The organism is Enterobacteriaceae endosymbiont of Donacia versicolorea (assembly GCF_012570965.1).
In the GTDB taxonomy this organism is placed as follows: Bacteria; Pseudomonadota; Gammaproteobacteria; order Enterobacterales; family Enterobacteriaceae.
Genome location: NZ_CP046214.1, coordinates 229,322 through 252,998 on the forward strand (window position 1 = coordinate 229,322; position 23,677 = coordinate 252,998).

Below are 23,677 nucleotides of genomic sequence, written 5' to 3' on the forward strand. Positions count from 1 at the left end.
AAATTTATTATTTTTTTTATACAAAATTATATCCTTTTTAAAAAATTATCTAATATATAAATTTTAAATATTTATATATTTTTATTATTTTTCCATTCATTTAATGTATAAGTATATAATGATAATGAATGAATATTTTTTAATATATCTTTTATGATATGATATATTAATCTGTGTCTATCAATTAATTTTTTTTTAATAAAAAAATCACTAACAATAATAATTTCTAAATGAGTAATTAAATCGGTTACATCATTATTATTAGAATTATTATTAATTTTTAAATATATAGGGTTTAATTTACATTTAATTTTATTTTTTATTTTTTCTATAATCATTTTAATATGTCCAAAATTTTAATTTTATAAAAAAAAATATATTTTTTATATATTTATAGTTAAATAATTTTTTTATTAAAAAATAATTATAATTTATTAATTATTGATTTTAGAAATTACTAATTTTATAATATCAGCATTACCTGCTAATATGTTAGTAGAATTTTTATAATTACAGTTACCTAAAAAATCAGTTATTAATCCTCCTGATTCTTTAATAATTAATTCTCCAGCAAGTAAATAATTAAAATCTTCTACATCATTATTTAAATAACAATCAATTTTATTTGCAGCTAAATATGCTAAATCTAAGGAAATAGAACCACTTATTCTAAGTGAAATTAAATTTTCAATAAATAATTTAATTAAATTAACATTTTTTTTTTTTTTTAAAAAAATATAATTAGTATTTAAAGCAAATAATAAATTTTTTTTTTGAAAATATTTATCACAACGTAATTTATAACCATTTAGTTGAGCATTTTGTCCTCTTATTGCTGTAAACAAATCATTTCTTAATGGATCATATATTAAAGAAATTTCAGTTTTTTCTTTTATACAAATAGCAATAGATATTGAAAAATGAGGTAATTTTTTTAAAAAATTCATAATTCCATCTAAAGGATTTATAATCCATACAGTTTTATCATATTTGAAAATAAAAAAATTTTTTTTATATAGAAAAGTAATATTTTTTGCATATGTATTATAAATTACTTTAGTAATCATATTATTTAAATATTTATTAATTTTTTTAATAAATAAATTATTATTATATTCATTATAATTTAAATTTATATTTTGTATTTCATAATTTTTAATAATTATATTACCAATATTACGTATTATACGTATAGCAATATTAAGCATTGGACGCATATATTATTTCTCATTAATCTTCATATATCAGAAAATAAAGTAATTTAATAATAGATTTAATTATATTTTATAATAAATAATTAATATTTAAAATATTTTTTTATAAAAATATATTATTAATATATTGTTTTTTTTTTAAAACAATATATTATTTAAAAGAGGTACTTTAACAATTTTAATTATTTTTAATTATGTTACAAATTACAGAATCAGCTCAAAAATATTTTTTAAATTTATTATCTAACAAAGATATTAATACATGTATTAGAATTTTAGTTTTAAAAAAAAATAACCTTTTTAAGGGTAATATTTCTTTTTGTAATATGAAAAAGATTAAAAATGATGATATTAAATTAAAATTTAAAAAATTTTCTATATTTATAGAAATAAATAGTTTTAAATTTTTAGAAAATGTTAAAATTGATTTTATAAAAAAAAAATTAGAATTTGTTATTCTAAAAAAAAAATATAAAAAAAATAATTTAAAAATAAAAAATCTAAAAAAAAACATTCAAATTTTTATAAAAAATATTATTAATCCTAAATTATTATTACATGGTGGTTTTATTATTTTAAAAGAAATAACTATAAATAATATTTTATTATTAGAATTTCATGGTGGTTGTCAAGGTTGTGCTATGAGTCAATATACTCTTAAAAATAAAATAGAAAAAGAATTATTAAATAATTTTCCTAGTATTAAAGGAGTATATGATATAACTTTACATAAAAAACATAAGTTTTCTTATTATTAAAAAAAGTAATATATTTTTATTTAAATATTTTTTTATTTTGGTAAAAAATTTAGTTTTTAATAATTTTAATATAGTTTTATATATAAATATTTAATGAAGGAATAAAGGAATATGCCAGTTTTAGTTATAAAAAAATTACCTGCTATTAATTTTTTAAAAAAAGAAAATATATTTTTATTACAAAAAATTTCAAATAAAAAATATTCAAATAAAATTAAAATTATTTTATTAAATTTAATGTTTAAAAAAATTGAAACAGAAAATCAAATAATTAGGTTGTTATCTCATTCTTCATTATTAATAGATTTATCTTTATTATGTGTTCATGATGAAAAATCATCTAATAAATCATCAATAAATCATATAAGAAAATTTTATTTTAATTTAGATCAAATATCCAGTAAATATTATGATGGATTAATTATTACAGGAGCTCCTTTAGGTCTAATTGATTTTATCGATGTTAGATATTGGAAAGAATTTGAAAAAATTATATATTGGGCACAAGATCATGTTAATTCTATTTTATCTATATGTTGGTCTGTACAAGCTGTATTAAATATATTATATAATATCCCAAAAAATATTAATAAAAATAAATTATTAGGTATATTTAAACATAATATTTTATTAAAAAATAATTTTTTAACTAAAGGTTTTGATGATTATTTTTTTGTACCACACTCAAGATATTCTAATTTTTCTTTAAATTTTATTAAAAATTATAATAATTTTAAAATTATTTCAGCTTCAAAAAAAGCTGGTATTTATCTTTTTACTAGTAAAAATAATAAATATGTATTTGTTACTGGACATCCAGAATATGATTCTTTAACAATACACGAAGAATATTTAAGTGATTTGAAAAAAGATAAAAAAAATATTAAAATACCTTATAATTATTATCCATTAAATAATCCAAATTTAATACCTCAAATTAATTGGAAAAGTCATGGTAATTTATTATTTTTAAATTGGTTAAATTATTTAAATTATAAAAAAAATAATATTATTTATTAATAATTAATTTTTTAAAAGAGGTTTGAGTGTTAACTACTAACTATTTATTTTTTACATCTAAAAATAAAATATATAATCAAAATAAAAAAGATAGTTATTCTTTAATGATTAAAGCGGGAATGATTAAAAAATTATCTTCTGGAATATATATTTGGTTACCAACTGGATTAAGAGTAATTAAAAATTTTGAAAAAATAATACGTTTTTCAATGAATAATATAAATGCAATAGAATTATTATTACCCATAATACATCCAAGTAGTCTTTGGGAAAAAAGTGGACGTATAAATGATTATGGTGATGAATTATTAAAAATTTTAGATCGTAAAAAAAAGAATTTTATTTTAGGTCCTACTCATGAAGAGGTTATTAATTACTTAATAACTCATGAAATAAAATCTTATAAATTATTACCTATTCATCTATATCAAATACAAACAAAATTTAGAGATGAAATTAGATCTCGTTTAGGAGTTATACGTTCTAAAGAATTTATTATGAAAGATAGTTATTCATTTCATATGAATAAAAAATGTTTACAACAAACATATAAAATTGTATTAAATACTTATAAAAAAATTTTTGATTTAATAAAAATAAATTATTGTATAGTACAAGCAAATAATAGTTTTATTGGGGGAAATATTTCTCATGAATTTCATATTTTTTCAAAAAATGGAGAAAATAAAATATTTTTAGATAAAAAAAATAATTATTTTTTAAATAATAACTTTAAAAATAATTTAACTTTTAATCAACAAAATATAATAAAAATTAAAAATAGTATAGAAATAGCTCATATTTTTAAAATTGGGAAAAAATATTCTGAATCAATGAATGTTTATCTATATAATAAAAAAAAAATCAAAAAAAAATTATATATGGGATGTTATGGAATTGGAATATCAAGATTAATTGCTGCTGTTATAGAACAAAATTTTGATTCAAAAGGTATATATTGGCCTAATTCATTATTAGCTCCTTTTTTAGTAGCAATTATTCCTATTAATATGTATAACTATCCTATAGTTAAAAAAAAAGCTTTTTTAATTTATAAAAAATTTATTTCATTAGGTATAAAAGTTTTATTAGATAATAGAAAAGAAAATCCTGGTGTTATGTTTACAGATATAGATATTATTGGAGTACCACATATTATTATTATTAATAATAATAATATTATTAATAATAATATCGAATATAAATATAGAAAAACAGGATTTCAAAATATTATTGCTTTAGATTTGATTATTGATTTTATTTTAAAAAAACTTAAATTAAATAAATGTTTTAATATTTTTTTTCCCAAAAAATAAAAAAATTATTCTTTTTATTAAAAGAAGCTTTACCTTCTTGTGTAATCAAATTATTTTCTAGGTCAGCAATAAATTTATTATTATAAAATAATAATGGTATTTGTTCTCTTTTCCATTTAGGAATTAATAAATTTTTCCATATATCATTTATATTTTTTTTATATTTAAAATTATTTAAATAATATTTACCCGAAATATTAAATTTTATATATATTATTTCATAAATTTTTGGTTTTCTTATATATATCGATAAATTTTTATAATTTATATTAATATTTAAAATTATTAATTTTCCTAATTTATTAGGTAATACGAATGGAATATTTAAATTATCCCATTTAAATAAAATATTTTGTAAATTATCAAAATATTTTACACAATATAAATAATCTTTATATTTACGAATTATATATTTACCTATTTTAATTTGTGGATTTTTATTATGTTTACAACAAATTACTTCATTCCATATAATAAATAGCATTTTTCTAGAAGGCATATAATAAAATTTATTATATTCAATCCATTTTCTAAGTATAAAATTTCTTTTTATTATACTAAATTTATATAATGGAGTAATTAATAAACTATTATTTTTTTGTATTAATTTTTTTAATATTGGATTAATTAAGTCTGTTAAAAGTTTTTCTTGTTCTTTACAAATTATTGAAGATCTATAAACTGAATTTTTAAAAAAAGACCATCTATTTGTAATTTTAGGTAAAATAACATTTCTTAAAAAATTACGATCATATTTTATGTCTTTATTACTAGGATCTTCTATCCAATTTAATTTTTTTTTTATAGCATATTTATATATTTGATGTCTAGTTATTTCTAAAAAAGGGCGAAATAGTTTTATATTATTTAATATAGTTATTTTAGACATTCCTGATAATCCTTTAGGTCCACTTCCTCTTTTTAAAGAAAGTAAAAAAGTTTCACATTGATCATCTAAATTATGAGCAGTTACTAAAACTTCATCTTTTTTAAGAATATTTTGAAAAATTTTATATCTTTTTATTCTGGCATATTTTTCTATGTTATTTGTTTTTTTTATTTCTATGTTTTTCTTTATAAAAAGAACGTTCCATTTTTTACATTGTAACATACATGTTTTTAACCAATTATTTGATAAAACATTTAGGTTATGATTTATATGAATAACTCTTAATATAATTTGATATTTTTTTTTTAATTGTATCAAATTATATAATAGTACTGTAGAATCTATTCCTCCACTATATGCTATTAATATTTTTTTAAATTTATACAATATTAATTGTGTTTCATTTGTTATTAACATAATTTTATTTATAATAAAATATTTTATTAAATTTATAAAATTTAAATTTAATTACATATAAACTTAACTAAATTCAAACTTAATATTATCATTATCTAATAAATAAATGAATTTATTTTCTTTAATGGAAATATAATAAGATTTTTTAAAAAAAATTTTTTTTTTAATTCCAAAATTATTATAATAAAAATATATTTGTACTAAATTTTTATTATCATTTTTTTCAAAAAAAATTAATTTTTTAAGATTTTTTAAAAAAATATTTGTTTTTAAAAAAAAATTATTCATAAAAATAATATTTATATTATGTAAATATTTTTTTCTAGCTTGTTCAATATCTATTATATAAAAAGCATCACATATAAATAATTTTAAAAAGTTATTAAAATATATAATTCCATGTATTATTACTATATTATTTAATATAATTAAATTATTATTTAATTTATTTAACAAAATATGTACTTCAATTATATTGGAACTATCATCTAAATTAAAAATTAAAATTTTTTGTTTTTTTTTATTATAAGAAGTACGTATATTACTTATTATTCCTCCTATTTTTATAGGTAAATAAATATTTTTTTTATAATTAATAAGTATATTATTAATACTTTTATTTTGAGTATAAAACATAATTTCTTTAAAATAAATGTATATTGGATGACCTGTTAAATAAAATCCTAAGATATTTTTTTCTTTTATTAAAATATTTTTTTTAGACCAAAAATATTTTGTATTAGTATTCATAGAATTTATGTCAATGATTAATTTTTTATTATTTGTATTAAAAAAATCTATTTGTCCTGTCTGTTTTTCTTGTAAATATTTATTAATCATTTTTATAATTTTTTCTAAATTATTTACTAAAATTCCTCTATTGATATTAAAACAGTCTAATGATCCAGATGTTATTAATACTTCTAAAATTCTTTTATTTATTTTTTTAAAATCTATTTTAATAAAAAAATCAAGTATAGATTTAAAAAATCCGATCTTTTTTCTAATATTTAGTATATTATATGCTTGTTGTTTTCCAATTCCTTTTATTGCTCCTAATCCGTATATAATATCATTATGTTTATTAACATTAAATTTGTATAAACTATAATTAATATTAGGAGGTAAAATATTAATTTTCATATTTTTACATTCAGATATTAAATGAATAATTTTATTGGTATTATCCATTTCTGATGTTAAAACAGCAGCCATAAATTCTGAAGGATAATAAAATTTTAACCATAAAGTTTGGTAAGATATTAGAGCATATCCAGCAGAATGAGATTTATTAAATCCATATGAAGAAAATTTTTCTAAATAATCAAAAATTTTCATAGATAAAATATTATTAATTTTCATTTTTTTAGAACCTTGTAAAAACCGTTTTCTTTGTTCCAACATTTTTTCATGTTGTTTTTTACTTATTACTCTTCTTAAAATATCAGCTTCTCCTAAACTATATCCTGCTAATATTTGAACTATTTTCATAACTTGTTCTTGATAGAGAATAATGCCATATGTAGATTGTAATATTGGTTTTAATTTTTCATGTTGCCAATTTACATCAGGATATGATATAATTTCTCTGCCATGTTTTCTGTTAATAAAATTTTCAACCATTCCAGATTGTAATGGTCCTGGACGAAATAAAGCTAATAGAGCAATTAAATCTTCAAAATTATCAGGTTTTAATTGTCTTATTAATTTTTTAATACCTTTTGATTCTAATTGAAATATACCTGTAGTTCTAGCAGTTTTTAAAAAACAAAAAATATTTTTATCATTTAAATTAATATTATTAATATCTATTAATTTCTGTTTTTTTGTAAATCTTTTTTTATTAATTATACATAATGTATGATTAATTACAGTTAAAGTTCTTAATCCTAAAAAATCAAATTTAACTAAACCAATATCTTCTATATCATTTTTATCAAATTGAGTTACTATATTTTTACCATTATCATCACAGTATATTGTCGTATATTTTGTAATATTATCTGGAGATATAACAACTCCACCTGCATGTTTTCCAATATTTCTTATTGTTCCTTCTAATTTTAAAGAAGTATTTACTAATTCTTTAATATTAATATCAGATTTATATAAATTAAATAATTTTTTATTATTTATAAAAGCTTTTTTTAAACTAAGTCCTACATCTAAAGGTATTAATTTTGAAATACGATTAAGAAAATCATATGGATATCCTAAAACTCTACCAACATCTTTTATAACAGATTTTGCTGTCATAGTTCCAAATGTTATAATTTGAGATACTGATTCAGTACCATATATTTCTTTTACATGATTAATAACTAAATCACGTTTTTCCATACAAAAATCAATATCAAAATCTGGTAATGAAACTCTTTCAGTATTTAAAAATCTTTCAAATATTAGATCAAATTTTATTGGATCTAAATTTGTAATATTTAAAACATAAGCAACTAATGAACCAGCTCCTGAACCTCTTGCAGGACCTACAGGTATATTATTTTTTTTTGCCCATTGAACAAATTCCATAACTATGAGAAAATAACTGGAAAAACCCATTTTATTGATAATATTTAATTCTAAATTTAATCTTTTTGTATATTTTATTTCCTTTATTTTAAATAAATTACAATCTTTATATAAAATTTTTAATCTTTGTTTTAAACCTATACAAGCTTTTTTAATTAGATAATCTTTTGGTGTTATATTTGTTATTTTTAAAAAATTTGGTAAAATATAATTACCTAAATTTAAAAAAACATTACATCTTTTAGCAATTTCTACACTATTATTTAGTGCTTCAGGTATTTCTTTAAATAAGAGATACATTTCTTTTTTATTTTTTAAAAATTGTTCTTTACTGTAAATAGATTTTTTTTTACTTTCATTTAAAGTATAATTTTTATTAATTGCTATACGAATTTCATGCGCATAAAAATCTTTTTTATTTAAAAAACGTACATTATTTGTTGCAACAACAGGTATAGAAAAATAATTTGAAAATTTAATAATTAAATTTATATAATTTTCTTCATGTATATGATTAGTACGATTTAATTCAAAATAAAAACGATTATGAAAATACTTTTTATAAAAAAAAATAATTTTTTCTACTAAAAAAAAATTTTTTTGTAAAATATTTTTACCTATATCTCCATATATTCCACCTGATAATATAATTAATCCTTTATTATATTTTTTAAGTAAATTATAAGTTACAATTGGTCCAATATTAATATTATAACCATTTTTATAAATATCAAAAATTAATAATTTTAAATTTTGATAACCTATATTATTCATTACTAATATAGTTAATTTTGAATATTGATTATTATTATTTAAATTTTTAATTTTAAAATTTGCTCCAAAAATAGCTTTTAAACCAAAATTATGGGCAAATTTATAAAATTTTATTAAACCAAAAATATTACTAAAATCTGTAATAGCTATTGCTGGCATATTTAATAATGAAGCTTTTTTTACAATTTGTTCTATTTTAGATAAACCATCTTGTATAGAATAATCACTATGTACATTTAAATGAATAAATTCTGGATAATTCATAGAATATGTAAAATTTTTAAATTTAATTAATTAATGGAAAATTAAAGTTTTTTTTTTAAGACTCTCATACACATAATTTTTGCTTTACAAATAATATTATTATTAATTTTAGCTATGCTATAAAAACTCATAAAATATTTTTTTTTTTTTTTTAAAATACTTTTAATCATTATTTGATCTCCAGGAAAAGCAGGTTTTTTAAAACGTGCATTATCAATACCTGTTAAATAATATATTTCTTTATTTTTAATTTTTTTTTTATTAATACTTTTATATAAAAGAATACTTGAAGTTTGTATCATAGATTCTAGTAATAATACTCCAGGATAAATAGGTTTTTTAGGAAAATGTCCTTGAAAATAAGGTTCATTTATAGAAATATTTTTTATAGCATTTAAAAATTTAAATTTTTTGAATGCTATAACTTTATCAATTAAAATAAATGGATATCTATGAGGTAGAATATACAAAATTTTATTAATATCTAATATACAATTTTTATTATTCAAAATAGTTTTTCTTTATAACAAAAAATAAAATTTTCATATAATTATTTTATACTTAATTTTAATATTTTATATTGTAAATAATATATTTGCTTGTGTATTTGCTAATTCTATAACATCATTTGTTATATCTTTTACATTTTTAACATATGATATAAAAGAAATATCTATAATAATATTATAATGACCTTTTTCTGCAACAATATTAATTAATTTATTTATAAATAATAATATTTTATTACGTGCTTTTTTTTCTCTTTTGTTATTATTTATTTTAAAATTTATTATTTTTTTAAATAATAAATTTTTTTGATATGTTATTTCCTTTTCTATTTTTTGTTTAACTTTTTTTGACAAATTTTTATTTTTTAATTTTTTAATTTTATTTTTTAATGATATTTTCATTTTTTGAATTTTTCTAATTTCTTGATTATTTTCTTTTTTTAATTCTTGAAATATTTTTTCTTTCTGAGGTATTATCTGAAAAATTTTTGCAAGATTTATAATAGCTATTTTAGTAAAACAAAAAGCTTTATTATATGATATGCATAAAATTAATATTAATAATATTATACTTTTTAAGTAATATTTCATTTTATTTAAACCTTTTTATTAAATATATAACATAAAATTACCAAATTTTTGAAATATTAAATTGAAAAAATTCAATTTTATCTGTCTTTTCCATCTTAAATGGATATGCATAAGATAAAGTAATTTTTCCAAATGGTGAATACCATTTTAAAGAAAATCCAATTGATGCTTTAATTTTTGAAAAACTATTAAATTTTGGAATTTTATATAATTTAGATAAATAATCATTTTTCCATGAAGTATCTATTAAATTTCCAATATCTAAAAATATAGAAGATTTTATTTTTTCTTTATATTCATCCTTTAAAAAAGGAATAGGCATAATTAATTCATTATTAATATTAATTAAAAAATTACCTCCAATTGCATTATCTGATAAACAAATAGTTTTTCTCCCATTATTACAATAATTTCCATTTGAAAAATAATATACTGCTTTTGGTCCAATACTATTATTTTTAAATCCACGAATTGAATTAGTTCCTCCTAATAAAAAATTTTTATAAAAAGGATATTCTCCTCCGAGAAAACCGTTTCCATAACCAATATGACTTTTAAACAAAAATACTAAAGAATTATTTTCTAAAAAGTTATTTAAAAATCGTGAGTTTAAAGAAAAATATTGTAAGTAATTAAAATCTATTTTATAATTTTTATTATTATTATATAATGGAATTGTAAAATCTGTATCAAGAGAAATTAAATTTCCAGTTAATGGAATTTGAAGATTATTTAAACCATCATGTAAAAATGAGTATTTAATAATAAATTCATCCAATAAATAATTTTTATATAATTTATTATATGTTTTATATCCTATACTTTTAAAATAACGCCATAAAGATATTTGTGGTCGAATATTACTAATTTTATTTTTTATAAAACCAATATTACTCTCTAAAAGAGTATTTTCATCCATAGAAAATTTTATTATTCCAAGAATCCCTTTATTTTTATTAATAAAATCATAGAAAAAATTATTATTTTCTTTAAGTTTATTTATAAAAATTTTTATTCCAATATTTATTCTATTTAGAAAAACATTATTTTTTAAAATAAAAAATTCCAGATAAGAATGATAAAAATCTTTATTAAAATTAATATCTATATCATAACCAGTTCCTATAAAATTATTTTGTTTTATATTAGTATCTAATGATAATGTTCCACCAAGTCCTATTCCTAAATTAGTATTTAAAGCACCTATATTTTTTTCTTTAACTTTAAAGATTATATCTAATGTATTTGCTAAATCATGATTTTTATGTATTAAAATTTCAATTTTATCAAAATAACCTAATAAGTATAATTTTTTTTGTGTTTTTTTTAATAATTTAGTATTAAGAAAAGTTCCTTCCATTTGTAATACTTCATTTCTTAAGATATAATCTTGTGTAAAATTATTACCTAAAAAATCTATTTTTTTTACATAAAATTTTTTTTGTGTTTTGACATTAAAAATTAAATCTATTGTATTATTTTTATCATTAGATAATTTTTTTACTTTAACTTTAGCATCCAAAAATCCATGATTTCTTAAAAATTCTTTAATTTTATATTCTAATTGTAAAATTGTATTATTATTGTATACATTTCCAGGAATAATATTAATTATATTTTTTATATGTTTAAAATATTTTTTTTTATCTATATTTAAAATAATTTTATTATAAAAAAATTTTTTATTTTCTTTTATCTTAATTATTAAATTAAGTTTTTTTTTATCAAATGATAAATATTGAGTAATATTTTGAATTTTAAAATTAACATATCCTTTACTTAAATAAAAACTTTTTAATTTAATTAAAATATTTCTAATAAAATTATTTTCATATTTTTCTTTTTTTAAAAAAAAATTATTATTTAATTTTAAATATTTTAATAAAAAATCATTTGTATAATTATTATTTCCTATAATATTTATTTCATTAATTTGTGTAATATTATTTTCTTTAAATAAAATTTGAATATTTGCTTTATTATATATATCTGTTACAACTTTAATTTTTATTTTAGAAGAGAACATACCATTTTTTAAAAATATATATTCAATATTTTTTTTTAAATAAAACAATAAAACATCATTTAATATTTCTCCTTTTTTTATATTAAATTTATTGAGTAATAAATTAATAAAATCATTAGAAATAATTTTATTACCTTTAATAAAAATATTATTAATAATTGGTTTTTCTAAAATTTTAATAAAAATTAAATTTTTATATCTAAAAATATTAATATTTTTAAACATATTGGTAAAAAATAATATGTTTATAATATCAGATATATCTTTTTTAGACATACATTTTTTTTTATATAAATTTATATTAGTAATGAAATTTTTTAATTCTACTCTATTAATACCAAAAAATATTATTTTATTAATACAATATAAATTTTGTTTTTTGTTGATAGAAGTAGCATAAGTAATATTATTTATATTTAAAATAAATATAAATATAAATATAAATAAATATTTATAGTATTGATTTATTTTTAGAAAAAATTTTATTTTAAAATTGTTTAAAATCATTTATAAATGTAATCCCCATAATTATAATTAAAATAATTATACTAATATTATATATTAATTTTTTAAATTTATATGGTATTTTTTTACCTATAATTTTTTCAAAAAATAAAAAAAGTAACTGTCCTCCATCTAATATTGGAAAAGGAAATAAATTAATTATACTTAAATTAATATTTATTAAAGCTAAAAACATAAAATAATAAATAAAACTATTACGAATTAATTTTCCAGCAATATAACCTATAGAAATAGGTCCATTTAATTTATAAATATTATTTTTATTATAAAAAAGATTTATAAAAGAATTTATAATTAATTTAGTTAAATTAACTGTTTTTTTTAAAGATTTTTGTAATGCTTTAAAAAGATTAAATTTACATATAATTTCTGATGTATCTTTTATATTAATAATTTTTGGTAAAAATCCTAAAAAATGTATTTTTTTAAATTTAGTAAAAGAAGGTGAAATAGTAAAATTTACATTTTTTTTATTTCTATTAATACTAAAATGTATAGTTTTATTATTATTTTGATAAATAAATTTTTGAAAATTATACCAATTTGTAAATTTTTTCCCTTCTATATTTATGATTTTATCACCAATATGTAATTTTAATTTCTCTGCTACTGATCCAGGTATAATATAATTAATAATAGGAATAATTTTTAATCCTTTTGGTATAATACCTAGGGTAAATATTAAATTTTTTTCTTTTAAAGATTTAATAGATTTTTTATAAATATATAATGTTTTTTTTATTAAAATATTTGAATTAATTTTATTAATTTCTAAATTTATTTTTTTATTACTATTAATATTTTTCATTAATTCAATATTAAAAATATTCCAATCAGAAATATTAACTCCATTAATTTTTTTAATTTCAAAATTTGATTTTAATCCAATATCATTAGCTATTGAAATATAATTAATTTCATTAATAATGGTTTTTTTTATAGGAAATCCTATAAAAAAAATAACCCAATAAATTAATATTGCAAAAATAATATTTGCAAATGGACCTCCTAAAATAATTAAAATTTTTTTAAAAAAACTTAATTGATTAAAAAATATAAATTTATATTTTTTAAAATTATATTTAAGAGTATTTTTTTTTATTAAATCAGGCATTTTAACATAACCACCTAATGGAATTAATCTTATAATATAATTAGTTCCATATTTATCATTATACTCAAAAATTTTTTTACCAAAACCTAATGAGAAACACTCTACATATATATTAAAGAATCTTGCTGTATAAAAATGTCCACATTCATGAACTATAATTAAACTACTTATAGTAATAGTAAATATTATTATATTATATAAAATATTAAACAAAATTTTAACTCCTAAAATTAATATTAAATATGTATAATTATAATTTTAAATTATATTTATATTTAATAATATAATATTTTTTAAAAAATTTAGTAAATTAATCACCACCAAAACGACGATTTCTTTTTATAAAAAAATTTAACGCTTTTTTAAAATCTTTTTTATCAAACTCAGGCCATAATTTTTTTGTAAAATATAATTCTGAATATGCAATTTGCCAAATTAAAAAATTACTTATACGATATTCACCTCCTGTTCTTATTACTAAATCTATAGGAAAAATATTACTTAAACAAGTATAAGTATTTATTATATTTTCATTGATATCTTTAGGATTTAATAATCCCTTATTTATATTGAAAACAATTTTTTTAACACTATTAGTAATATCCCAACGACCACCATAATTTACTGCTATATTTAATAATAATTTATTATTATTTTTAGTTATAAACTCTGCTTTAGTAATTGATTTTTGTAAAGAAAGATTAAATTTTTTTATATCACCAATTATTTTTAGACATATGTTTTTTTTTTTTAAATTTATTGTTTCAATATCTAAAATTTCCTTAAATAAATTTATTAAAAATTTTACTTCAGTACTAGATCTTTTCCAATTTTCACTACTAAAAGCATACAACGTTAATGCTTTTATTTTATATTTTAAAGAAAGTCCGATTATTTTTTTTACAGTTTTAACACCTTCCCTATGACCTAAAAATTTTAATTTTTTATTTTTTTTTGCCCATCTTCTATTTCCATCCATAATAATAGCAATATGTTTAGGGTAATTAATATCAATATTTTTTATATTTAATTTATTAATTTTCATTTTTTATTTTAAAACATAAAAAGTTATTATATAATAATTTATAAAAAATAATATTTTTCAAAATTTGTTTTAAATATTTTAATTTAATAATTCTTTTTCTTTTTTTTTTAAAAATTGTTTCATATTATTTATGATTAATGTAGTTTGTTTTTGTATACAATGATGTAATTTTTTTTCTTGAGTTTCGTTTATTTTTTTTTCTTTTAAAAGAATTTTAATTTTATTATTTGATTTTCTACGTATATTACGAATATGAATTCGATTTAATTCAGTTTCTGTTTTAATATTTTTAAATATTTTTCTTTTTCTAGTTTCAGTAATAGGAGGAATATAAACATAAATATTACGATTAATTATTTTAGTAGTTACATCTAAATTAGAAAGAACAATACTTTTCTCTATATTTTTTATTATTTTAAAATCAAAAGGAGTTATTTTAAGAGTAAAAGAATTTTCAACTACTATAGAAGATATGTGTTTGATTAATATCAATTTATTATCTAATTTTATAGATATATTATTTAATAAATAAGGAGATATTCTATTTTGAGACATTATAGTAACCTTATTTATAAATGAATCTAAACATTTTTCCATATTTATTTTATTATTATTAATAATATCATTATACATATAATAATTACCTTTATTTTAGTTAAAATAATTAATTACCTAAAATTATTTTTATATAATTTTTTACTAAGATTATATAAATAAAATTAATATTTATAATATAAAAATATCTATCTACTATAATTATATTTTTTAAATATATATATTATATATAACTTATTTTTATTACATAACTATATCTAATATTTAAAAACAAATGTTAAAAAAATTATTAATAAATTTTAATATTATCTTATTTAAATAAAATTTAACTTTATCAAAAAATTTATAATTATAAATAATTTTTTTAGAAAAATTTAAAATATTAATAATATTTATGTAAAAATACTAATAAAATTATATTTAAGTTAATTTTCAATAATATTTGATCCTAATTCAAAATATATAAATTTAAAGATTTTCATATTATTTTCATTTAAATATTGCTTAATAGTTTTATTATTATCTAATAAAAATTTTTGATTATATAAAGTAATATTATTTATAAATTTTTTTACACGACCTTTTATTATTTTATTTATAATTGTTTGAGATTTATTATTTTTTTCTAAAATATTTTTTTGTATTTTATATTCATGATCAATAATATTTGTTGGAATATCTTTTTCATAAAGATAATCTGGTTTTAACATAGCTATATGCATAGCAAGTTGTTTCATTAACAATTTATTATTTATATTTGTTCTAATTAAAACTCCAAGACGTTTATTATGATGTATATATTTACCAATAAATTTTCCTTTAATATAACTAAGACGATTAATAAATATATTTTCTTTAAATAAATTTATTAATTCCATTTTTCTTGTATTAAATATTCTACGTATTATATTTATATCTGTTTGATCTTTATCAAAGATATATTTTAATATATTTTTTGCAAAACTTATAATTTCTATTGATTTTGTGACAAAATCTGTCTGACAATTTATTTCTAATAATATACCAAAATTTTTTTTTACATAATCTATAATTAATCCTTCTTTTGTCAGATTATTTAATTTTTTAATAGATTGTAATTTTGAATGTTTTCTTATATAATCAATAGCTAAATTTAGATCTTGTTTAGTTTCAATTAATGCTTTTTTACATTCTATAATTCCAATTCCGGTAATATTTCTTAATTCTTGAATTTTTTTTATATTAATTTTCAATATAAACTCCTACTTAATTAAATTTTATTTTCTAATTTAGAATTATTATAATTTTTTTTACTACTTAAAATAGTTTTAGTAACATAATATAAATATAATTTTATAGCACGAATAGCATCATCATTAGCAGGTATAACAAAATTGATACCTTCTGGATCAGAATTAGTATCAACAATTGCAAATATAGGAATATTTAATTTTTTAGCTTCTTTAATAGCAATTTTTTCATAATTTGCATCTATTACAAATATTGCATCAGGTAATCCTCCCATATTTTTTATACCACCTAAACTTTTTTCTAATTTTAATAATTCTCTATTACGTGTCAATGCTTCTTTTTTTATTAATTGTTTAAAAGTTCCATCTTTACTTTGTAATTCTAATTCTTTTAATCTTTTAATAGATTGTTTGACAGTCTTCCAATTTGTTAACATTCCTCCTAACCAACGATGATTTACAAAAAATTGTCCACAATTATTTGCTGTTTCTTTAATTAAATTTGAAGCAGCTTTTTTTGTACCAACAAATAAAATTTTTCCCTTACGAAAACTTATTTTTTTTAATTCTGATAAAGCAATATTAAACATAATAAAAGTTTTATCTAAGTTAATAATATGTATATTATTTTTATAATCAAAAATGAATTTTTTCATTTTTGGATTCCAATAACGTGTTTGATGTCCAAAATGAGCACCTACTTTAAACATTTTATTGATAGATAGAGACATTATTTATTATCCTTTTTTATATATTATTAAATAATATTATATATTAATTATTTATACAAAAAATTATTTAAAAATGAATATTTTTTATTTTTAATTTTGAATTTATTAAATTTTATTAGTTATAATATAATATTTAATATTATACAATTAACAATTATTTAAAATTAAATAATGAAAATATTAATTAAAAGTTCTGAAGAAATAAAAAAAATTTATAAATCTTGCCGATTAGCAGTAGAAGTTTTAGAAATGATTGAAAATTATATAAAACCAGGTATTAGTACAGAAGAAATAAATATCATATGTCATAATTATATTACTAAAATTCAAAAAGCTATACCAGCTACTTTAGGATATAAAGGATTTCCGAAATCTATATGTATTTCTAAAAATGATATTGTATGTCATGGTATTTCAAGTAGTAATGATATATTAAAAAATGGTGATATTATTAATATAGATGTAACTATTTTATATAAAAACTATTATGGTGATACATCTAAAATGTTTTTTGTAGGTAATAAAATTTCTTTAGAATCTAAATTATTATGTTTAACTGCTCAAAAAAGTTTGTATAAAGCAATTAATATTTTAAAACCTGGTATAAGACTATATAAAATTGGTCAAACTATTCAAAAATATGTAGAGTCAAAAAATTTTTCTGTTGTAAAAAATTATTGTGGACATGGTATAGGTAAAAATTTTCATGAAGATCCTCAAATTTTACATTATGATTCATATGATTATGGTATTATTTTAAAACCTGGCATGATTTTTACTATTGAACCAATGATTAATGCAGGAAATCATAATGTTTATTTAACAAATGACAAATGGACTGTTAAAACTACAGATAAAACTAATTCAGCACAATACGAACATACTATACTCATTACTAAATTAGGTAGTAAAATTTTAACTATAAGAAAAGAAGAAAAATCAATTTTATTAAAAAAATAAATTTGATATAATCAAGTAATTAATTTTTTAATTACTTGATTATATTTAAATTTATTAAAATTTTAATTATCTAAAAAACTTTTTAAAATTTCTGATCTACTAGGATGTCGTAATTTTCTTAGTGCTTTTGCTTCTATTTGTCTAATTCTTTCTCTAGTTACATCAAATTGTTTACCCACTTCTTCTAAAGTATGATCAGAATTCATATCTATTCCAAATCTCATTCTTAATACTTTAGCTTCTCTTGGAGTTAAACTAGATAAAATATTATAAGTGGCTATTTTTAAACTTTCTGATGTTGCAGAATCTAATGGTAATTCTGAAGTATTATCTTCTATAAAATCACTTAAATGTGACTCTTCATCATCTCCTATAGGAGTTTCCATCGAAATAGGTTCTTTGGCTATTTTTAATACTTTTCTAATTTTTTCTTCTGGTAACATCATATGTTCTGATAATTCTTCTGGAGTAGGTTCTCTTCCTAATTCTTGTAATATTTTTCTAGAAACTCTATTAAGTTTATTAATAGTTTCAATCATATGTACAGGAATTCTTATTGTCCTAGCTTGATCAGCAATTGATCTTGTAATAGCTTGTCTAATCCACCATGTTGCATATGTAGAAAATTTATATCCTCTTCTATATTCAAATTTATCTACTGCTTTCATTAAGCCAATATTCCCTTCTTGAATTAAATCAAGAAATTGTAAACCTCTATTTGTATATTTTTTAGCTATTGATATAACTAATCTTAAATTTGCTTCAATCATTTCTTTTTTAGCTTTTTTTGCTTTTGTTTCACCTGTAGTAATTTTTTTATTAATATTTCTAATTTTTTTAATTGTTAAGCCAGTTTCTTTTTCAATATTTATTAAATTTTTAAAATGATTTTTTAATTTTTTGAAAAATATATTTATATCATATGTGTTAAACTTATTTCTAAATTTATATTTTTTAAGATTTTTAAAAAAATATTTTCTATTAGTTTCTTTTCCATAAAAAATTAAGATAAATTTTTTTTTTGAAATATTATATTTTTGAATACACATATTCATAATATTATTTTCTTCTATTCGTACACGAGACATTATAGAACGCATATTATTTACTAAATAATTAAATTCTTTAGAAACTAAACGAAATTGTTTAAAAATTTCTGAAAGATTTTTAATCTTATTTAATGATTGATAATGATTTCTACCCTTTTTTTTTATAAAAATTAGTGTTATATCATGTTGTTTTTTTAATTCTACAAATTTTTTTTCAACTAATTTATTATCTATAATATTTTCATTATTTTCTGTTTGAATATTAGATATTTCTTGATTATTTAAAGATAAAGATGTTACAATATTTTTTTTATTATTTATAAAACCATGAATTAAATCTGATAAACGAATATCTCCTGATTTAACTTTATTATATTGTTGTAATAAATATTTAATTGATTTAGGATATTCAGCTACTGAACATTGTACTTGATTAATTCCTTCTTCTATACGTTTAGCTATATTAATTTCTCCTTCTCTTGTTAATAATTCTACTGTTCCCATTTCACGCATATATATTCTTACTGGATCTGTAGTTCTTCCCATTTCTGATTCTACATTAGATAATACTTGTACTGCTTCTTCTTCTTCTGTTTCATTTGTATTATTATTATTTAATATTAAATCATCATTATCTGGAGCTTCTTCCATTACTTGGATACCCATATCATTTATCATTTGAATAATATTTTTAATTTGATCGGAACTAATAATATTATCAGGTAAATGATCATTAACTTCTGAATAAGTTAAATAACCTTGTTCTTTACCACGCGTTACAAGAAGTTTGAATTGTAATTTTGAGTTATGATCCATAAATAGTTCCATAATTTTATTTATTATTTTAATAAATTTTCATAAAATTAATTAATAAAATATATTATATTTTAATAAAAAATATTATATATTTATATTAATAAATATTTTTAAATATAAATTTTTAAAATTTTAAATTATTTTTTTTTTTAATTAATATTTTATTTAAAGACCACAATTCTTTTTTTTCTTTAAAATTTAATCCTTTTTTTCTATCTAAAAATATTAAATATTCTTGTCTATTTTCTAAAATATTTATTTTTAATTTATTTATTAAATATATAAAAAAATTTTCTATTTTATTATCAAAAATCATATGGTTCCATGTTACTAAAATTTCAAGAATTTTTTTTAATTTTGTTCCTTTATATTCTTCTAAAATTTTTACTGTTGTTATATTTTTATTTTTATATAAATTTACAAATTTAATAAAAAAAAATAAACCATTTATATTCGAGGTTTTAAAAAATTTTAATTTTGGTACAAGTTTTATTAATTTAGGATTTTGTATCAATAAACTTAATAATCTACGAATAGTAGTTTTTTTTAAATTTTTATTTATAATAATATTTTTTTTATAATTTGATAAATTATATATATCAAGTAAATTAATGATTCCGATTTTTTCTCCTAATTTTTTTATCAAATTTATTTTAAAAAGATAATCAGGAACTAATCTTATTAAAGATAAAGCTTTATGAGAAAATTGTGTTTTTTCTTCACAAGAAGAAAAAAAATTTTTTGAAAGTAATCTTTGAAAAAAAAATTCAGAAAATGATAAAGTATTATTAATTCTTTTTTGAAATATAATTTTTCCTTCTTTTTTTATTAAACTATCTGGATCTTCTCCATTAGGTAATATAATAAATCTTATTTCTTTTCCATATTTTAAATATGCTAAACTAACTTTAAGAGCTTTCCAGTTTGCTTCTTTACCTGCTTCATCTCCATCATAACAGTAAATAATTTTATTTGTTAAATTAAATATTTTTTTTATATGTATACTCGTAATTGCAGTACCCATTGTAGCCACTGCATATTTTATATTAAATTGAAATAAACTAATAACATCAGTATAACCTTCAACAACTAATATTTTTTTAATAATATTATTATTTTCTTTTTTTGTTTCATATAATCCATATAGTTCATTACTTTTATGAAAAATAATATTTTCTGAAGAATTTAAATATTTAGGATTTTTTTTTTTAATTATTCTTCCTCCAAATCCAACTATAAAACCTTTTATATTTCTAATTGGAAAAATAATACGATTGTAAAAAATATCATAGTATTTATTATACTTCTTATCTATTTTTAAAATACCTAATTTTTTATGTAAAATTGAAATATTTTTTTGATTATGTGGTATTTGATTAATCCAATTTAATGGAGAAAAACCAATAGAAAAATATTTTATAATATTTTGATTAAATCCTCTATTTAATAAATATTTATATGCTGCTTTACCTGAAATAGTATTATAAAGAAAATTTTTATAAAAATTATTTATTTTAAAAATTAATTTATATAAAAGATAATTTTCAGGTATTTTATTATGCATATATGAATTATTATCTAAAATAGGTATTTTAAATATATTTGCTATTGATTCTATACCTTCTAAAAAAGATAAATGATCATAATTCATAACAAAATTAATAATATTACCATGCACACCACATCCAAAACAATGATATAATTGTTTTGAAGAATTTACAACAAATGAAGGATTTTTTTCTATATGAAAAGGACAAAGACCAAAAAAATTTTCCCCTACTTTTTTTAATTTAATTTTATTTTTAATTAAATAAACAATATCAGTTTTATCTAATAAATTACTAATAAAAGTATGATCAACATATTTAATCATTAAAATAATTTGCTATAATTTATTCTTTTTAATTAAGAATATTATATTTTAATATAAACGTTTTTTTTTATATTTTTCTCTAGAAATTTTTTTTGCATGTCTTTTAATTGCAGAAGCTTTTGTTCTTTTTCTTTCTGTTGTTGGTTTTTCATAAAATTCTCTACGTCTTACTTCTGCCAATATTCCAGCCTTCTCACAAGCTCGTTTAAAACGTCTTAAAGCTAAATCAAATGGTTCATTTTCACGTATTTTTATAACAGGCATATTAATATTTCCTATTTTAATATATAACTAACAATTTTATTATTTTTTATTATAATATATAATAAGAATTATATAAATAATTTTTTTATTTTACTTATAAAAATAAGTAATAAAAAAGGTTAGGTTAATAAATATATGCTTATAATGGGAATTGAGACATCATGTGATGATACATCAGTAGCAATTTATGATAAAAATATAGGTATATTATGTAATAATATTTATACACAAAAAATTCATTCTAAATATGGAGGTGTCGTTCCTGAATTAGCAGCAAGATATCATTTTAAAAAACTTATACCTTTAATAAAAAAATCTTTACGAAAAATAAATAAAAATTTAAGTAATATTGATTGTATAGCTTACACAGCTGGACCAGGACAAAAAAATTCTTTAATTATAGGAGCTATTATTGCACATTCTCTAGGATATTCTTTAAATATACCAGTTATTCCAGTAAATCATATGGAAGGACATTTATTTTCAATTATGTTACAAAAAAAAAAACCTAATTTTCCTTTTATTGGTTTATTAATTTCTGGTGGACATACACAATTAGTATACGTATATAAATTTGGAATATATAAATTATTAGGCACAAATATAGATGATGCTGTAGGAGAAGCTTTTGATAAAACATCTAAAATATTAGGATTAAATTATCCTGGAGGAAAAAATTTATCTAAATTAGCCAAATATGGAATTCCTAAAAAATTTATATTTCCTAAGCCAATGACTTCGAAAAAAAATAATTTAGATTTTAGTTTTTCTGGATTAAAAACTTTTGTAAAAAATTTTATAAAAAAAAAAAAATTAAATAATTTTCAATTTAAAGCAGATGTTGCACGTGCATTTGAAGATACAATCATAGAAACTCTTTATATAAAAAGTTTATGGGCTTTAAAAAAATATAATATTAATCAATTAGTAATTGCCGGAGGAGTAAGTTCTAATAAAAAACTTAGAATTTTTTTTAAAAAAAATTTAAAAAAAAATAAAATAAAATTATTCTATAGTAATATAAAATTATGTACTGATAATGCTGCTATGATAGCTTACATTGGATCAAAAAATTTTATTTTAAAGAAAAAAGAATATATATTTGGTAAAATAAAAATAGACTCAAAATTATCTTTTAATAAATAAAATTTTTTTTTAATTATAAATGTAATATAAGATAATTATTTTGATAAAATATAATATATAATT

At 17.0% G+C, this 23,677-nt stretch carries 20 protein-coding genes; 5 read left to right on the top strand and 15 right to left on the bottom strand.

The window, feature by feature from the left end:
• Positions 1 to 71 precede the first annotated feature (71 nt).
• On the bottom strand, positions 72 to 338 hold the full coding sequence (locus GJT89_RS01055; RefSeq protein WP_168894704.1) for a BolA family protein: 267 nt from the start codon (positions 336 to 338) through the stop codon (positions 72 to 74).
• Between the two features lie 96 nt (positions 339 to 434).
• Positions 435 to 1,217, bottom strand: a complete 783-nt coding sequence (locus tag GJT89_RS01060) for an inositol monophosphatase family protein (RefSeq protein WP_168894705.1) — start codon at positions 1,215 to 1,217, stop codon at positions 435 to 437.
• 191 nt (positions 1,218 to 1,408) lie between these two features.
• On the opposite strand from GJT89_RS01060, the gene GJT89_RS01065 reads away from it, so the two are divergent.
• The 3 genes from GJT89_RS01065 (at position 1,409) to GJT89_RS01075 (ending at position 4,308) form a co-directional block, all read left to right on the top strand.
• The gene (locus tag GJT89_RS01065; RefSeq protein ID WP_168894706.1) at positions 1,409 to 1,972 is read left to right on the top strand and encodes a NifU family protein; all 564 of its coding nucleotides are present in this window, start codon (positions 1,409 to 1,411) and stop codon (positions 1,970 to 1,972) included.
• A 111-nt stretch (positions 1,973 to 2,083) separates the two neighbouring features.
• A complete protein-coding gene (locus tag GJT89_RS01070) occupies positions 2,084 to 2,992 on the top strand; it encodes a homoserine O-succinyltransferase (protein ID WP_168894707.1) in 909 nt (302 codons plus the stop codon).
• 26 nt (positions 2,993 to 3,018) lie between these two features.
• The gene (locus GJT89_RS01075) at positions 3,019 to 4,308 is read left to right on the top strand and encodes an aminoacyl--tRNA ligase-related protein (RefSeq protein ID WP_168894708.1); all 1,290 of its coding nucleotides are present in this window, start codon (positions 3,019 to 3,021) and stop codon (positions 4,306 to 4,308) included.
• On the opposite strand, the gene tilS is transcribed toward GJT89_RS01075, so the two are convergent.
• The 10 genes from tilS to rpsB all read right to left on the bottom strand — a co-directional run bounded on the left by tilS (position 4,283) and on the right by rpsB (position 17,509).
• Positions 4,283 to 5,614 (bottom strand): tRNA lysidine(34) synthetase TilS, encoded by a 1,332-nt coding sequence (gene tilS, locus GJT89_RS01080; RefSeq protein WP_168894709.1) that lies wholly within the window; start codon positions 5,612 to 5,614, stop codon positions 4,283 to 4,285. The genes GJT89_RS01075 and tilS overlap by 26 nt on opposite strands.
• 63 nt (positions 5,615 to 5,677) lie before the next feature.
• On the bottom strand, positions 5,678 to 9,181 hold the full coding sequence (gene dnaE, locus GJT89_RS01085) for a DNA polymerase III subunit alpha (protein WP_168894710.1): 3,504 nt from the start codon (positions 9,179 to 9,181) through the stop codon (positions 5,678 to 5,680).
• A gap of 41 nt (positions 9,182 to 9,222) precedes the next feature.
• The gene (gene fabZ / locus GJT89_RS01090; RefSeq protein WP_168894711.1) at positions 9,223 to 9,690 is read right to left on the bottom strand and encodes a 3-hydroxyacyl-ACP dehydratase FabZ; all 468 of its coding nucleotides are present in this window, start codon (positions 9,688 to 9,690) and stop codon (positions 9,223 to 9,225) included.
• Positions 9,691 to 9,756: 66 nt separating this feature from the next.
• Positions 9,757 to 10,281, bottom strand: a complete 525-nt coding sequence (locus tag GJT89_RS01095; protein ID WP_168894712.1) for an OmpH family outer membrane protein — start codon at positions 10,279 to 10,281, stop codon at positions 9,757 to 9,759.
• Between the two features lie 37 nt (positions 10,282 to 10,318).
• A complete protein-coding gene (gene bamA / locus GJT89_RS01100) occupies positions 10,319 to 12,814 on the bottom strand; it encodes an outer membrane protein assembly factor BamA (protein WP_168894713.1) in 2,496 nt (831 codons plus the stop codon).
• Positions 12,795 to 14,159, bottom strand: a complete 1,365-nt coding sequence (rseP, locus tag GJT89_RS01105; protein WP_168894714.1) for an RIP metalloprotease RseP — start codon at positions 14,157 to 14,159, stop codon at positions 12,795 to 12,797. The genes bamA and rseP overlap by 20 nt, the downstream gene beginning before the upstream one ends.
• Positions 14,160 to 14,256: 97 nt before the next feature.
• Positions 14,257 to 14,991: a polyprenyl diphosphate synthase gene (gene uppS / locus GJT89_RS01110; protein ID WP_168894715.1), complete on the bottom strand. Its 735-nt coding sequence runs from the start codon at positions 14,989 to 14,991 to the stop codon at positions 14,257 to 14,259.
• Between the two features lie 78 nt (positions 14,992 to 15,069).
• On the bottom strand, positions 15,070 to 15,624 hold the full coding sequence (locus tag GJT89_RS01115; RefSeq protein WP_168894716.1) for a ribosome recycling factor: 555 nt from the start codon (positions 15,622 to 15,624) through the stop codon (positions 15,070 to 15,072).
• Between the two features lie 347 nt (positions 15,625 to 15,971).
• Positions 15,972 to 16,778 carry a translation elongation factor Ts gene (gene tsf / locus GJT89_RS01120; RefSeq protein ID WP_168894717.1) on the bottom strand — a complete coding sequence of 269 codons (807 nt, stop codon included), beginning with the start codon at positions 16,776 to 16,778 and terminating at the stop codon, positions 15,972 to 15,974.
• A gap of 17 nt (positions 16,779 to 16,795) precedes the next feature.
• A complete protein-coding gene (rpsB, locus tag GJT89_RS01125) occupies positions 16,796 to 17,509 on the bottom strand; it encodes a 30S ribosomal protein S2 (RefSeq protein ID WP_168894913.1) in 714 nt (237 codons plus the stop codon).
• Between the two features lie 168 nt (positions 17,510 to 17,677).
• Between rpsB and map the strand changes: the two genes are divergently transcribed.
• Positions 17,678 to 18,466, top strand: coding sequence for a type I methionyl aminopeptidase (gene map, locus GJT89_RS01130; RefSeq protein WP_168894718.1), 789 nt, complete (start codon positions 17,678 to 17,680; stop codon positions 18,464 to 18,466).
• Between the two features lie 62 nt (positions 18,467 to 18,528).
• Here map and rpoD read toward each other — a convergent pair whose 3' ends face one another.
• The 3 genes from rpoD to rpsU all read right to left on the bottom strand — a co-directional run bounded on the left by rpoD (position 18,529) and on the right by rpsU (position 22,468).
• A complete protein-coding gene (rpoD, locus tag GJT89_RS01135; protein WP_168894719.1) occupies positions 18,529 to 20,331 on the bottom strand; it encodes an RNA polymerase sigma factor RpoD in 1,803 nt (600 codons plus the stop codon).
• 124 nt (positions 20,332 to 20,455) lie between these two features.
• On the bottom strand, positions 20,456 to 22,204 hold the full coding sequence (dnaG, locus tag GJT89_RS01140; RefSeq protein ID WP_168894720.1) for a DNA primase: 1,749 nt from the start codon (positions 22,202 to 22,204) through the stop codon (positions 20,456 to 20,458).
• A gap of 48 nt (positions 22,205 to 22,252) precedes the next feature.
• Positions 22,253 to 22,468: a 30S ribosomal protein S21 gene (gene rpsU / locus GJT89_RS01145; protein WP_168894721.1), complete on the bottom strand. Its 216-nt coding sequence runs from the start codon at positions 22,466 to 22,468 to the stop codon at positions 22,253 to 22,255.
• Positions 22,469 to 22,603: 135 nt separating this feature from the next.
• Here rpsU and tsaD point away from each other — a divergent pair, with 135 nt between their 5' ends.
• Positions 22,604 to 23,614 carry a tRNA (adenosine(37)-N6)-threonylcarbamoyltransferase complex transferase subunit TsaD gene (gene tsaD, locus GJT89_RS01150; protein WP_168894722.1) on the top strand — a complete coding sequence of 337 codons (1,011 nt, stop codon included), beginning with the start codon at positions 22,604 to 22,606 and terminating at the stop codon, positions 23,612 to 23,614.
• Positions 23,615 to 23,677 lie beyond the last annotated feature (63 nt).

Excerpts from the sequence above, each read along its gene's own strand:
- rpsU (WP_168894721.1), bottom strand. The coding sequence starts at position 22,468 with ATGCCTGTTATAAAAATACGTGAAAATGAACCATTTGATTTAGCTTTA.
- GJT89_RS01055 (WP_168894704.1), bottom strand. The coding sequence starts at position 338 with ATGATTATAGAAAAAATAAAAAATAAAATTAAATGTAAATTAAACCCT.
- GJT89_RS01060 (WP_168894705.1), bottom strand. The coding sequence starts at position 1,217 with ATGCGTCCAATGCTTAATATTGCTATACGTATAATACGTAATATTGGT.
- dnaG (WP_168894720.1), bottom strand. The coding sequence starts at position 22,204 with ATGATTAAATATGTTGATCATACTTTTATTAGTAATTTATTAGATAAA.
- tilS (WP_168894709.1), bottom strand. The coding sequence starts at position 5,614 with ATGTTAATAACAAATGAAACACAATTAATATTGTATAAATTTAAAAAA.
- tsaD (WP_168894722.1), top strand. The coding sequence starts at position 22,604 with ATGCTTATAATGGGAATTGAGACATCATGTGATGATACATCAGTAGCA.
- map (WP_168894718.1), top strand. The coding sequence starts at position 17,678 with ATGAAAATATTAATTAAAAGTTCTGAAGAAATAAAAAAAATTTATAAA.
- bamA (WP_168894713.1), bottom strand. The coding sequence starts at position 12,814 with ATGATTTTAAACAATTTTAAAATAAAATTTTTTCTAAAAATAAATCAA.
- dnaE (WP_168894710.1), bottom strand. The coding sequence starts at position 9,181 with ATGAATTATCCAGAATTTATTCATTTAAATGTACATAGTGATTATTCT.
- uppS (WP_168894715.1), bottom strand. The coding sequence starts at position 14,991 with ATGAAAATTAATAAATTAAATATAAAAAATATTGATATTAATTACCCT.
- GJT89_RS01115 (WP_168894716.1), bottom strand. The coding sequence starts at position 15,624 with ATGTATAATGATATTATTAATAATAATAAAATAAATATGGAAAAATGT.
- GJT89_RS01095 (WP_168894712.1), bottom strand. The coding sequence starts at position 10,281 with ATGAAATATTACTTAAAAAGTATAATATTATTAATATTAATTTTATGC.
- rpoD (WP_168894719.1), bottom strand. The coding sequence starts at position 20,331 with ATGGATCATAACTCAAAATTACAATTCAAACTTCTTGTAACGCGTGGT.
- GJT89_RS01065 (WP_168894706.1), top strand. The coding sequence starts at position 1,409 with ATGTTACAAATTACAGAATCAGCTCAAAAATATTTTTTAAATTTATTA.
- GJT89_RS01070 (WP_168894707.1), top strand. The coding sequence starts at position 2,084 with ATGCCAGTTTTAGTTATAAAAAAATTACCTGCTATTAATTTTTTAAAA.